Here is a 14,461-nt window from a genome sequence, read left to right as displayed (position 1 = left end):
TTTCAGATAATCATATAATTATTTAGGTTGAATTTGCTTTTAATCTATGGTATACTTCATGCAGTTTAAAATTCAGTGTCGAAAGATATTGAATATAAGTGACTTTTGGAAGTTATTTACAAAAAAGGACAGGAGTGGAAGTATCAATGATGTGGTTATATTCGCAAAGATTGAAAATGCATATTTATACAAAATTCTCCATTTTCTGTTTATATTTATTAACTTAAAAAAAGAGGTTTCATGTTATTGTCTTTTCTATTTTTGACATGAAATTATCTTTTTTTTTTGCAAATTAGGAGAAAGGATCAGGTGAGAAAATGAAAGCGTTTCTGATTTTGGCAGACGGTACTGTTTATGAAGGAGAAAGCATCGGTTCTACCAGAGAAGTTATCAGTGAAATTGTGTTTAATACATCTATGACAGGTTATTTGGAAATTTTAACAGATCCGTCCTATTGCGGCCAGTCTGTCGTTATGACGTATCCGTTGATTGGCAATTATGGTGTATGTTATGAGGATATGGAGGATCCGGAATCTTATGTAGACGGTTATATCGTCAGAGAGATCTCCAATAGCCCAAGCAACTTCAGAAGTGAAGATAAACTTGAAAAATTCCTGGTGGATCATGATATCGCCGGTATCCAGGGCGTTGATACACGTGCATTGACAAAACGTCTGAGAAACTACGGTACAATGAACGGCATGATCACAACCAATGAAAATTTTGTTCTGGAAGAGGTTCTTCCGAAGATTAAGGCTTACAAAGTAACAGATGCGGTAAAACGTGTCAGCTGCAAGGAGAAGACAGTCCTTCCGGGTGACGGCATGAAAGTAGCTTTGATGGATTTCGGCGCAAAGAAAAACATTGCCAAATCCCTGAATGAGCGCGGATGTGAAGTAACGATTTATCCGGCGTATACATCTGCCGAAGAGATTATTGCTTCCAATCCGGACGGTATTATGCTGTCAAACGGCCCCGGCGACCCAAAGGATTGCGGACCGATCATTGAAGAACTGAAGAAGCTTTATGCAACAGATATTCCGATTTTTGCAATCTGTCTTGGACATCAGCTTATGGCGCTGGCCAATGGCGCTGATACAAGAAAGATGAAATGGGGGCATAGAGGTGCCAATCATCCGGTCAAAGATCTGACAACAGGCCGTGTGTATATGTCTTCACAAAACCATGGTTATGTGGTAGCAGATAAGACAGTACCGGAAGATGTAGCTGAGATCAGTTTCATTAATGCCAATGATGCCAGCACAGAAGGTCTGCATTACCTTGGCAAGAATATTTTTACGGTGCAGTTCCATCCTGAAGCCTGCCCGGGTCCACAGGATACAGCGTTCCTTTTCGATAAATTCATAGACATGATGGAGGTCAATAAAGATGCCGAAGAATAATAGTATTAAAAAAGTTCTGGTTATTGGTTCTGGTCCGATTGTCATAGGACAGGCAGCAGAGTTTGATTACGCAGGTACACAGGCCTGCCGTTCTCTGAAAGAAGAAGGTATTGAGGTTGTACTGGTCAATTCCAATCCGGCAACCATCATGACGGATAAACAGATTGCAGACAAAGTGTATATTGAACCGCTGACAACAGAGGTTTTGAAGAAGATTATCAAGAAAGAAGAACCGGACAGCATTCTTCCGACACTTGGCGGACAGGCTGCACTGAATCTGGCTATGGAGCTGGATGAGAGCGGATTCCTGGTTGAAAATCGTGTCAGAATGATCGGTACTTCTTCACAGACTATCAAGAAAGCCGAAGACCGTCTGGCATTCAAAGAGACAATGGAGAAGATCGGCGAGCCATGTGCAGCCAGTGAAGTCTGCACAACACTTCAGGGATGTTTTGATTTTGCAGAGAAGAACGGTTATCCGGTTGTTATCAGACCAGCTTATACACTGGGCGGCAGCGGCGGCGGTATTGCCCATGATGCACAGCAGCTGCATGATATTGCCAGCAATGGTCTGAGACTGAGCCGTGTCGGTCAGGTTCTTGTTGAACGTTATATCGGCGGTTGGAAAGAAATTGAATATGAAGTGATCCGTGACAGCTACGGCAACTGCATTACCGTATGTAATATGGAGAATATCGATCCTGTGGGCGTTCATACAGGAGACAGTATCGTTGTGGCACCTTCACAGACTCTGGGGGATAAAGAGTATCAGATGCTTCGTACATCTGCCCTGAACATCATTCAGGAACTGGATATCCACGGCGGCTGCAACGTACAGTATGCACTGAATCCAAACAGTTTTGAATATTGTGTTATCGAGGTTAATCCGCGTGTATCCCGTTCTTCAGCGTTAGCTTCCAAGGCAACCGGTTACCCGATCGCCAAAGTTGCTGCCAAGATCGCTCTGGGTTATGCCTTGGATGAAATCAAGAATGCGGTTACCGGCAAAACATACGCCAGCTTTGAACCGGCCCTTGATTATGTGGTTGTCAAAATCCCGAAATGGCCTTTTGATAAATTTATTACAGCGAAACGTACACTGACGACTCAGATGAAAGCCACAGGCGAGGTTATGAGTATCTGCCAGAATTTTGAAGGTGCGCTGATGAAAGCCATCCGTTCTCTGGAACAGAATATTTACAGCCTGGATTACGGCAAATACCATGAGCTGACAGATGAAGAACTGAAAGAACATTTATATAGAATTGATGACAGACGTCTTTTCTGTATCGCAGAGGCTATTCGTCGTGGTTATACACTGGAAGAAATCCATGCCATCAATAAGATCGATCTCTGGTTCCTGGATAAGATCGCCAATCTTGTCAAGATGGAACAGCGTCTGAAAACAGAGCCTATGTCTGTTGAACTGATGAAAGAAGCAAAGCGTATGGAATTCCCTGATAAGGCCATTGCTGAGTTTACACATCAGTCCGAAGCAGAAGTGAAAGCTTATCGTTACAGAAACGATATCGTTGCAGCATTCAAGATGGTTGATACATGTGCAGCTGAGTTTGAATCCGAAACACCATATTATTATTCATGCTTCGGCAATGAAAATGAAGTTGAAGTTGGCGAGAAGATGCGTAAGAAAGTCCTTGTACTGGGTTCAGGCCCAATCCGTATCGGTCAGGGTATAGAGTTTGACTACTGCTCCGTTCACAGTGTATGGGCATTGGCAGACTGCGGTTATGAGACAATTATTGTCAACAACAACCCGGAAACAGTCAGCACGGACTTTGATATTGCAGATAAACTGTATTTCGAACCATTAACACCTGAAGATGTGGAGAATATCGTTCGTTTGGAGCATCCGGACGGTGCGGTTGTTCAGTTCGGCGGCCAGACAGCCATTAAACTGACACAGGCCATCATGAAGATGGGTGTGCCGATTTATGGTACACAGGCAGAGGATGTAGATGCAGCTGAAGACAGAGAGCTGTTTGATGAAATCCTTGAGAAGTGTAAGATCCCGAGACCTGCAGGCACAACAGTATTCACAACAGAAGAAGCATTGAAGGCAGCCAACCATCTGGGTTACCCGGTACTGATCCGTCCTTCTTATGTTCTTGGCGGACAGGGTATGCAGATTGCAGTTAGTGATGGCGATATTGTCGAATTTATGAATATTATCAATCAGACAGTTCAGGAACATCCGATCCTGATCGATAAGTATCTGATGGGTAAGGAAGTCGAAGTGGATGGTGTCTGCGACGGCAAAGATGTCCTGATCCCTGGCATCATGGAACATATTGAGAGAGCCGGTATCCACAGCGGTGATAGTATTTCCATCTATCCTGCACAGCATTTGAGCGATGCCGTTATTGATAAGATTGAAGATTACACAGCGAAACTGGCGAAAGGCCTGCATGTCAAAGGTCTTCTGAACATTCAGTTTATTGTATATCAAGAAGAGGTTTATGTTATTGAAGTAAACCCTCGTTCAAGCCGTACGGTACCTTATATCAGCAAGGTAACAGGTATTCCGATTGTCGATATTGCATCAAAATGTATCGTGGGCAAGACGATCAGAGAGCTTGGTTATGAGCCGGGTCTTCAGAAGAAAGCAGATTATATTGCCATCAAACAGCCGGTATTCTCATTCGAGAAACTGCGTGGTGCCGAGACAAGCCTTGGACCTGAAATGAAGTCAACGGGCGAAGTCCTTGGTATTGCCAAGACATTTGAGGAAGCCCTGTACAAATCATTTATCGGTGCCGGCATCAATCTGCCGCGGACAAAGAAGATGATCTGTACAGTCAATGATGCGGACAAAGATGAATTAGTACCGATCGCAGCACGCTTCCAGAAATTGGGTTATACCATCTATGCAACCCGCAGCACTGCAGATAAGCTCATTGAGAACGGCATTCCTGCCATCAAGATCAAGAAGATTTCTGCAGGCTCACCAAATGCGCTGGATCTGATCCTTGCCGGTGAAGTCGACCTTGTTATCGATACACCGACACAGGGCCGTGACAAGAGCAGAGATGGTTTCCTGATCCGTCGAAATGCCATTGAGACAGGATGCACATGTCTGACATCCTTGGATACAGCGGCAGCATTGGTAACAAGCCTTGAAAATGCCAATATGGAGACACTTTCCGTGATCGATATCGCTGAAATCTAAAAGCTTCTGACATTTTGACGGTATGAAAAGATTCATGCTGGTCAATTGAGAAAAAGTATGCTAAACTAAATACAAAATATGGAAAAGACTGCAAGGGGGCAGTGTGTGGAGTGAGAATTCCCTGCCCTTTTGCGGTCTTTTTGTATATGCCTGACGTAAATTTTTTACAATATTGACAAAGAAAGGGCATTATTGATATAGTTGAACTATCTTAATATAAGGAGAGAGCGTAATGGCAAAATATACAAAAAAGGACATTATTCAGATGGTGGAAGATGATGATGTTGAATTTATCCGACTCCAGTTTACGGATATTTTCGGAGCATTGAAGAATGTGGCGATCACAGCCAGTCAGATTGAAAAAGTACTGGACAATGGCTGTATGTTTGACGGCTCTTCGATCGAAGGCTTTGCCAGAATCGAAGAATCCGATATGTATCTGGTACCTGACCTGAATACATTTGAGATCTTTCCGTGGCGTCCGCAGCAGGGCAAGGTGGCACGTCTGATCTGCGATGTTTACAAACCGAACGGTGAACCTTTTGAGGGCGATCCCCGTTATATTTTAAAGAAAGTGATTAAAGAGGCAGATGCGATGGGCTATACATTCAATGTCGGTCCTGAATTGGAATTCTTCCTTTTCCATACAGATGATTATGGTATGCCGACGACAGAAACCCATGAAAAAGGCGGTTATTTTGATCTTGGCCCTATTGACCTTGGTGAAAATGCAAGACGTGATATGGTGCTGACCCTTGAGGAAATGGGATTTGAAATCGAGGCATCCCATCATGAAGTTGCACCGGCACAGCATGAGATTGACTTTAAGTATACGGATGCTCTTCATACAGCGGACAATATTGAAACCTTCAAGCTGGTTGTCAAATCCATTGCAAAACGCCATGGTCTTCATGCGTCCTTTATGCCGAAGCCTGTTTACGGTGTGCCTGGTTCCGGCATGCATATCAATATGTCACTGGATGACCAGGATGGCAACAATATTTTTGGTGATCCGAATGATGAGAATGGTCTCAGCAAAGAAGCCTATTATTTCCTGGCCGGTCTGTTAAAGCATGCAAAAGGTCTGATGGCATTGACGAATCCGTTGGTCAATTCCTATAAGCGACTTGTACCGGGGTATGAGGCACCGGTGCATATTGCCTGGTCTTCCATCAACAGAAGCCCGCTGATCCGTATTCCGGCAACCCGAGGAACCGGACGTCGTATTGAACTCAGAAGTCCTGATCCGGCCGGCAACCCATATCTTGTACTGGCAGCATGCCTGGCAGCGGGTTTAGAAGGATTAAAAGAAAAGAAAATGCCGATGCCGAATGTGGATAAGAATATTTTTGAGATGACAGCAGCAGAAAAAGCAGCAGAGAGCATTGAAGAACTGCCGCTGAATCTTTTTGATGCAGTTAAAGAGCTGGAGGCTGATCAGTATATCTGTGATACTCTGGGCAAACATGCCAGCAGCAAATACATCGAGGCAAAATACGCGGAATGGGATGAATACCGCAGACAGATCACAAACTGGGAGATTGACCAGTATCTGTACAAAATTTAATTTTTTCCCCTTCTTGATGAATCATTAATGGAGGTGGAAAAGAGTGGTTAATATTATCGTTGTCTTTTCAAGCCAGAAGGATGGCATTAATATCCGCAACCTTCTGATGAGGCACGGGCATAATGTGGTCACTGTCTGTACCAACGGAGCCGCTGTCAGTCAGGCCGTTGATCAGATGGAAGGCTCCGACGGCATTGTTGTGTCGGGCTATAAGTACCAGGATATGACTTACAGTGACCTTCTGGCGGATCTTCCGGATACATGGCAGATGATCGTTATGGCCTCTCAGGGTAATCTGAGCCATATTTTTGAGTACAACGTTATCAAAATTCCCATGCCGGTCAAAGTCTATGATCTGTTTACAACATTGCAGGCCATCGAGATAACCATCATACGCCGACGCAAGAAGCGCAGAGAGAAGCCGAAGGAGCGTTCATCCGCTGAGAGAGCCTTGCTTGAGCATGCCAAAAGCCTTTTGATGGAGACAAAGAATATGTCCGAGGTCGAAGCTCACAGGTACATACAGAAATGCAGCATGGATAACGGAACTAACATGGTAGAGACAGCGCAGATGGTCATTGAGATTTATTCTCAGGCGTAAAGCGGTGTGCGAAACTTCAAGGGTATTGAAAAGTGCATATAGAAAATGTATATAAGCCTATTGTTAACTTAAATATAAAAAAGGTTGACAATAGGCTTTTCATGGTTTACAATACCAACATCAGAAATTTTTATTTGAATGAAAGAAACAAGCATTTGCAAAAAAAGTTATAGTTTTACACGAACAGCTTTTCTTGAATAATTCTTTTTTGCAAATGCTTGTTTCTACATTAAGAAGAGATGTAGAGGAGTTGTTACCATGGAAAATGAATTTTCAAACAGAATTTCAGTGAAGAATATTGTGTTAGCCGGCATGTTTGCCGCATTTCTGGCGGTTATGTCCCAGGTTTCCCTGCCGATGCCGACAGGTGTCCCGATTACGGTGCAGGTTTTTGCGGTTGCACTGGTGGGTGTGATCCTGGGCTGGAAGAGAGGTGTTCTGGCGGTTCTTGTGTATATTTTAATCGGTGCCGTTGGCGTTCCGGTTTTTGCTAATTTTAAAGGCGGGCTTTCTGTTCTGACAGGCCTGACAGGCGGTTACATCATTGCGTGGCCGGTGATGACAATTTTATGCGGTATCCAGCCGAAGACGCAGAATGCAAAGCTGAATATGACAGTGAATATTATTTTATCTCTGGTGGGTCTGGCTGTCTGTGAAGGTGTGGGCGCCCTGCAGTGGGCATTGCTTTCAGGTAATGATCTGAGAGGCATTATTATTTATTCTCTGACAGCATTTGTACCAAAAGATATCGTTTTGACGGTGCTGGCCGTGATCATCGGCAGACAGGTGAGAAAAAGGGCAGCAAAGGCCGGTGAATTGTAGAAATAAAAACACGCAAAATAAGAAATCGTGAACACTTTGGTGGGCACGATTTCTTTGTGGGAAAGAACGTTTTATTTTGTTTACTATATTCTGCCTCGACAGCTATTGACAAAAATTATTAATAAGGATAGACTAACTCCGTAAGAATTGATTTTTTTTATCAATAGGAGACATAAAATGACATTAAGAGATTTACAGATGGGTGAATCTGCCGTTATCACGACAGTAGGCGGAAGAGGTGCCCTTAGGCAGCATTTTCTGGATATGGGCATGATTCCGGGGGTTCAGGTAACACTTGTGAAGTATGCGCCGATGGGAGATCCGATGGAGCTGAGGCTTCACGGATACGAATTGACACTGAGACTGGCAGATGCAGAGCAGATAGAGATTGAAGAAGTTCAGAAGGCAGGAGCCGAACATGAGGCCTCTAAGGCGGGAAAAGGTGGAAGATTGAAGGAAAGCGGGCGCTTTACGGATCATCCCGGTCTTGGTGAGGGTGGCAAATACCATGAGAAGGAGACGGAGCATCCGCTTCCGGATGGGACAACACTGACTTTTGCATTGGCGGGCAATCAGAATTGCGGTAAGACAACATTATTTAATCAGCTCACCGGTTCCAACCAGCATGTAGGTAATTTCCCGGGAGTTACTGTGGACCGTAAGAGCGGTGTGATCAGAGGACATGAGAATACACTGGTGACAGATTTGCCGGGAATTTATTCCCTGTCACCCTATACAAGTGAGGAAATTGTCTCAAGGCAGTTTATTCTTGATGAAAAGCCGACAGGTATTATTAATATTGTGGATGCAACCAACATTGAGAGAAATCTTTATCTGACCATGCAGCTGATGGAATTGGATGTACCGATGGTGCTGGCATTGAATATGATGGACGAGATGCGCGGCAATGGCGGAACCGTTGATATCAATGAGATGGAGACATTTCTTGGAATTCCGGTTGTACCGATTTCGGCAGCGAAGAATGAAGGTATTGAGGAACTTGCAAGTCATGCGCTGCATGTGGCGAAGTATCAGGAATGCCGCGGAAGGAAAGATTTCTGCGATGAGAGTGATCATGGCGGTGCGGTTCACCGCTGTCTGCATGGCATTATGCATCTGATTGAAGATCATGCCATACAGGCCGGCCTCCCTGTGCGCTTTGCGGCCACAAAGCTGGTGGAGGGCGATAACGGCATCCTGGAAGCTTTGAAACTGTCGCAGAATGAGCAGGAGATGCTTGAGCATATTATCTGTCAGATGGAGGAGGAGCGCGGACTTGATCGTGCAGCGGCCATTGCGGATATGCGTTTTTCATTTATCCAGCACCTGACAGAAGCATGCGTGGTCAAACCGCATGAGAGCAAGGAACGCGAGAGAAGTCGTAAGATTGATCAGATCCTTACCGGCAAATATACAGCTATTCCATCTTTTATCGGTATTATGGCGCTGGTTTTCTGGCTGACATTCAACGTGATCGGGGCATGGCTGCAGGGACTGCTTGAACAGTTCATTGGATGGCTGACGGAACTGGCAGATGCGGGAATGACAGCATGGAATGTGAATGATGCCCTGCATTCGTTGATTATTAACGGCATTTTTAATGGCGTCGGCAGTGTGTTAAGCTTCCTGCCGATCATCGTGACGTTGTTCTTCTTCCTGTCACTTCTGGAGGATACAGGTTACATGGCCAGAGTGGCTTTTGTTATGGATAAGCTGTTGAGAAAGATCGGTCTTTCGGGACGAAGTATCGTACCGATGCTGGTCGGCTTTGGGTGTTCAGTACCGGGGGTTATGGCCAGTAGAACCCTGCCATCAGAACGTGACCGTAAGATGACGATCATGCTGATTCCGTTTATGAGCTGTACCGCAAAACTGCCGATTTACGGATTTTTTACGGCAGCATTTTTCCCGGAGTACAGCGGATTGATTATGGTTGCACTTTATTTTGGCGGTATTGCAGTCGGTATTCTGGTGGCAATGATTGCGAAGAACAGTATTTTCAAAGGGGATGCGGTACCTTTTGTTATGGAGCTGCCGAATTACAGAATGCCGGGAGCCAAGAATGTTTTGCAGCTTTTGTGGGATAAGGCAAAAGATTTCCTTCAGCGAGCATTTACGGTTATATTTCTGGCAACAATTATTGTCTGGTTCCTGACAACATTCAGTCCGCATCTGAATATGGTGACAGAATCCAAAGACAGTATCCTGGCCGGTATTGCCGGTGTGATCGCACCTGTTTTTGCGCCGCTTGGATTCGGTGACTGGAGAATATCAACAGCATTGATCACCGGTTTTATTGCCAAAGAGAGCGTTGTTTCCACATTATCTATTTTGTTTGGGACAACAACTGCACTGACGTCGCTGATATCGACAAAAGCAGCGGCAGCATTGCTTGTATTCTGTTTGCTTTATACGCCGTGTATAGCTGCCATTGCATCCATACGAAGGGAACTGGGACAGAAATGGGCCATTGGTGTGGTTATTCTGCAGTGCGCCATTGCATGGGTATGCGCATTTGCCATGTATCATTTGCTGATGTTTTTGTAACAGATGACATATTTTACTTTACAGGCTGCTTTTCGGAAAGTTCCCGGAAGGCAGCTTTTTACGTTGCTGACTCAGATGCGTACTTTGTTGAATTCCTTTCGTTCAGTGATTGACCGGGAGAATGAGTTGTAATAAAATAGTAAGAGTCAAAATGGCCGAAAGGAGATTTTTGGAATGCGAACAGCTGAAGAGCTTCAAAATGAACTGCGGGGGATGGACAGGCGGAGCTATCCGGCCTATAAGGCACTGGCAGGAACCTGGCAGTTTGAGAAATATAGATTAACCATTGATCATGTGCAGGGAGATCCGTTTGCCTCACCTTCCAGTCTGCATGTGGAGTTGTCTCACAGACAGGCCAGGATTCCGGAGCGATATTATGAGAATCCGTATGCAAAAACAGCACTCAGAGATTATATTGTCCGTGAAGCAGGGAGACAGTTTGAAAAATGCAATTTCAAGGCCAGGGGATCCGGCAAGAGCGGTCTGATGAGCATCAGCCGGTGCGGCCAGGAGGTACTGGAGCGAAGCGCCTGCGAAATTGACGGGGAAGGGATTATTCTCAGATTTCATGTGGGTTTTCCGGCTTTTGGAAGGACGATTCAGGCCAAGGAGCTGGAGAAGATATTATTTGATTTTCTGCCGGAGTGCATCGAGAATGCCATGTGCTGGCGAAGGCTTGATCATCGAGCAGTGGAACAGGCTGTCTGGCTGGCAGAGGATCAGGAAGCGCTGCGGAAGATACTTGTGGAGAGGCAATGGGTCGCTTTTGCGGCAAATGGTTCTGTTTTGCCGAGAAAGAGCGGTGTGTCAGAACTGCCGATGACAGGAAGCGTTCCGTTTACGGCACCGGATTCAATGACAGAGACGGTTGAACTGCCGCATCGCGGCAAGGTAACAGGAATGGCTGTACCTGAGGGCATTACGCTGATCGTCGGCGGCGGTTATCATGGCAAGTCTACATTTTTGGAGGCTCTGCAAAACGGTGTGTATAATCATATCGGCGGTGATGGCAGGGAATTGGTTATCACAGACAATACGGCAGTGAAGCTCAGAGCGGAAGATGGGCGTTCTGTGAGGAATGTAGATATTTCCATGTTCATCAATGATCTTCCGAATGGCAGGGATACGACCTGCTTTTCAACGATGGATGCCAGCGGTAGCACTTCTCAGGCTGCGGGAGTTGTTGAGAGCATGGAGGCGGGGACACGGCTGTTATTGATCGATGAAGATACATCGGCAACGAATTTTATGGTGCGGGATGCGCTGATGCAGCGGGTGATTTCCCGGGAGAAAGAGCCGATTACGCCATTTATCGAGCGGATGCGCGCACTTTATGAGCAGGCGGGTATATCGACAATTCTTGTTGCCGGAAGCTCAGGCGCATTCTTTTATGAAGCAGACAGAGTTATCCAGATGGATCGCTATCATGTGGTGGATATCACGGAAAAAGTCCGCAACATCTGTGGACAAAATGCCTGTGGACAGCATGTTATGGAGCAGGTGCAGACTGCAGCCTTTGAGATGCCGGTATTTGACAGAAAAAGTCCGGCAGCCGGTCATAAACGGGAAGTGACGGACACGGGCAGAGAACGCGGCGGCCGGAGAGGACGGCATGGATCAGGTGCCGCAGATCGTCCGCGTACAATGAAAGTGAAGATCATGGGCAAAGAAATGCTGATGCTTGATAAGGAAAACGTTGATCTGAGATATACAGAGCAGCTGGCAGACAGTGAGCAGACAACGGCATTGGCTTATTTTATGCGTTATCTTCTGGAGAAGGCAAAGTCAGCACAGACAGTCCGGGAATCTGTCAGTGAAATAGAAACACTTTTTGAGAAAAAAGGATGGCAGGCTTTTTGCAGTGGCTATGTACCCTGCGGGCTGGCACGGCCGAGGACGCAGGAAATATATGCGGTACTCAACAGATACCGCGGTTAATGGATGGTACACGCCTGACAGGAAGGACTTTGATAAGGAATGTTGTAAATGCGTGCATTGAATTTAGGAGGAAAATATGTTGAATCAGTTTTCTAGAACAGAATTACTGCTGGGACATGACAATATGGAAAAACTGAAAAATGCCAGAGTGGCAGTTTTTGGAATAGGCGGTGTCGGCGGATTTACAGTTGAAGCCCTGGCAAGAAGCGGCGTCGGCACGCTGGATCTGATTGATGATGACAGGGTGTGCCTGACGAATATCAATCGTCAGATTATTGCAACAAGAAAAACAATCGGACAGTACAAAGTGGATGCAGCCAAAGAAAGAATTCTGGATATTAATCCGGATGCAGTGGTCAATACCTATAAGATATTTTTTATGCCGGATACGGCAGATGCTTTTGATTTTTCTGTCTATGATTATGTTGTGGATGCCATCGATACCGTCACGGGCAAGATTATGCTTGTGGAGGCTGCGCAGAAGGCCGGTACACCGATCATCAGTTCAATGGGAGCTGGCAATAAACTGGATCCGACAGCTTTTGAAGTGGCGGATATTTATAAGACATCGGTATGCCCTCTGGCAAAGGTTATGCGCCGGGAGCTGAAGAAAAGGGGCATCCGCAAGCTGAAAGTTGTTTATTCGAAAGAAAAGGCATTAACACCGATTGATGATACGGCCAACAGCTGCAGGTCACATTGTATCTGTCCGCCGGGAAGTGCAAGAACCTGTACACAGAGACGTCAGATTCCGGGAAGTACAGCCTTTGTCCCGTCTGTGGTGGGCCTGATCATTGCCGGAGAGGTTATTAAGGATTTGACGGTACATTAAGACGGCTGTATCGCATATTACTTTTTTTCTCTAAATTATGGCATATAAGGTATAAATGTGGTATACTCAATATACCTTTTGGGTTATCCCGGCGGGAAGAAACGCCCGGATTGAATAATAGAGGAAAGGATAAGTTTATGCTGAATGAAGAGAAAATCCGCTGGATGACCAGAGCTTCTATTTATGAGAAGCGTCAGGGACATACGGATCTTGAACGAAATGAATATTTTCTTGGTGATTATGTCAGACTCCATCTGATGAAGAACATGATTGGTGTGACGGTTGCCTATATTCTGATGGTAGGACTCTATGCGGTTTGCAAGATTGAGGATATATTCGCATTAGCAGCGAATATGCAGTTGATGGTGTTCCTGAAGGAAGTACTGCTTGTTTACCTGATTCTTGCGCTTATTTATACGGGTATTGGTATTATTTATTATGCATGGCAGTATCAGTCAAGCCATAAACAGTTAAAGAAGTATTATCGCATACTGCGCCATATTGACCAGTGCGGTGAGAAGAACAGCCGATCACAGGAGGATAAGAGATGACGGAGATTTTTGTGATGAGGGACAGAATCAATCGCTTTGTGAAAGAATACGAGACATGGTTCCTGATCATTGCCAAGTTTATAGGAATGATGTTTGTTTTCAGTTGTGTCAATTCACAGCTTGGATATTTTGAAGTTTTGAACAATCCGATGGTCAATATATTGCTGGCATTGATCTGCTCGATTATTCCGGGCAGTTTTTCGGTATTTATCGTGGCAGCAGTTATTGCAGCACATATGGTGAAGCTGTCCGTTTTGCTTGCTGTTCTGACAGTTGTGGTTATGCTCATCGTGTATCTGATGTTTTTGAAGTTTGCACCGGGACAGAGTGTTGTGTTGCTGGCGGTGCCGGTACTGATGCAGTACAATCTTCATTATATGATCCCGATCCTGGCAGGTATGTATTTTTCACCTTATGCGGTTGTTCCGGCAGTGATCGGTCTGTTTATGGTGAAGTTTCTGGGATATGCATGTGCGGCTGTATCCATGACAGGTACAGGCATGTCCATCAACCTTGAAGGTGCGACAGAAGCCATCAGCACGATTTTCGGTCAGTTAGCCGATGACAAGTCTATCTGGTCTTATGCCATTGCGGCAGCAGTGACGATGACGGTTGTTTATCTGATCAGTCAGTTATCCTTTGATTATGCCTGGTATGCAGCGATTGTGGCCGGTGCAGCAGCAGAGATCATTGTTACGTTTTTCTGTGCAGCGGCATTTGGAACAGAGCTGAATATAATCATGACGAACGTGGGTATCATCATTGGTACTTTACTGGCAGTATTTTTGCAGTTTATGAAATGTGCTGTAGATTATTCCAGAAAAGAATATATACAATTTGAAGATGACGATTATTATTATTATGTAAAGGCTGTTCCGAAGATTTTCATATCGGAACCGGAGAAGAATGTTGTGAAGATGAATTCCAGGAAGAAGGCGTTTGCATCCAAAGAGGTGCAGGCATCGAAGGATCATGAGGAATAGTTAACGGGAATCAGTGAAAGACAGGGGGGA

10 protein-coding genes are annotated in these 14,461 nt (G+C 45.2%); all 10 read left to right on the top strand.

The features are described from left to right. Positions 1-317: 317 nt before the first annotated feature. The 10 genes from WMO25_RS01810 to WMO25_RS01765 all read left to right on the top strand — a co-directional run bounded on the left by WMO25_RS01810 (position 318) and on the right by WMO25_RS01765 (position 14,431). Complete coding sequence (locus tag WMO25_RS01810) at positions 318-1,403, top strand: carbamoyl phosphate synthase small subunit (RefSeq protein ID WP_349083751.1); 1,086 nt, start codon at positions 318-320, stop codon at positions 1,401-1,403. Next, on the top strand, positions 1,390-4,590 hold the full coding sequence (carB, locus tag WMO25_RS01805) for a carbamoyl-phosphate synthase large subunit (protein ID WP_349083748.1): 3,201 nt from the start codon (positions 1,390-1,392) through the stop codon (positions 4,588-4,590). The genes WMO25_RS01810 and carB overlap by 14 nt, the downstream gene beginning before the upstream one ends. A 232-nt stretch (positions 4,591-4,822) precedes the next feature. Then, the gene (gene glnA / locus WMO25_RS01800; protein WP_349083746.1) at positions 4,823-6,157 is read left to right on the top strand and encodes a type I glutamate--ammonia ligase; all 1,335 of its coding nucleotides are present in this window, start codon (positions 4,823-4,825) and stop codon (positions 6,155-6,157) included. Between the two features lie 43 nt (positions 6,158-6,200). Then, positions 6,201-6,758 carry an ANTAR domain-containing response regulator gene (locus tag WMO25_RS01795; protein ID WP_215689204.1) on the top strand — a complete coding sequence of 186 codons (558 nt, stop codon included), beginning with the start codon at positions 6,201-6,203 and terminating at the stop codon, positions 6,756-6,758. Positions 6,759-7,016: 258 nt separating this feature from the next. After that, positions 7,017-7,580 carry a biotin transporter BioY gene (locus WMO25_RS01790; protein ID WP_349083744.1) on the top strand — a complete coding sequence of 188 codons (564 nt, stop codon included), beginning with the start codon at positions 7,017-7,019 and terminating at the stop codon, positions 7,578-7,580. A gap of 177 nt (positions 7,581-7,757) precedes the next feature. Further along, on the top strand, positions 7,758-10,127 hold the full coding sequence (gene feoB, locus WMO25_RS01785; protein WP_349083742.1) for a ferrous iron transport protein B: 2,370 nt from the start codon (positions 7,758-7,760) through the stop codon (positions 10,125-10,127). Between the two features lie 174 nt (positions 10,128-10,301). Beyond that, positions 10,302-12,065, top strand: a complete 1,764-nt coding sequence (locus WMO25_RS01780; protein WP_349083740.1) for an ABC-ATPase domain-containing protein — start codon at positions 10,302-10,304, stop codon at positions 12,063-12,065. Between the two features lie 76 nt (positions 12,066-12,141). Next, positions 12,142-12,897 carry a tRNA threonylcarbamoyladenosine dehydratase gene (locus tag WMO25_RS01775; RefSeq protein WP_349083737.1) on the top strand — a complete coding sequence of 252 codons (756 nt, stop codon included), beginning with the start codon at positions 12,142-12,144 and terminating at the stop codon, positions 12,895-12,897. Between the two features lie 110 nt (positions 12,898-13,007). After that, positions 13,008-13,448: a hypothetical protein gene (locus WMO25_RS01770; protein ID WP_147322292.1), complete on the top strand. Its 441-nt coding sequence runs from the start codon at positions 13,008-13,010 to the stop codon at positions 13,446-13,448. After that, entirely contained in the window at positions 13,445-14,431 is a 987-nt protein-coding gene (locus tag WMO25_RS01765; RefSeq protein ID WP_015515306.1) for a hypothetical protein, read from the top strand. The genes WMO25_RS01770 and WMO25_RS01765 overlap by 4 nt, the downstream gene beginning before the upstream one ends. Positions 14,432-14,461: the final 30 nt, after the last annotated feature.

The organism is Coprococcus intestinihominis, from assembly GCF_040096555.1.
Classification (GTDB): Bacteria; Bacillota; Clostridia; order Lachnospirales; family Lachnospiraceae; genus Coprococcus_A; species Coprococcus_A intestinihominis.
The sequence above is the reverse complement of the archived record's forward strand: the minus strand, read 5'-3'. Positions and strand labels throughout refer to the sequence as shown.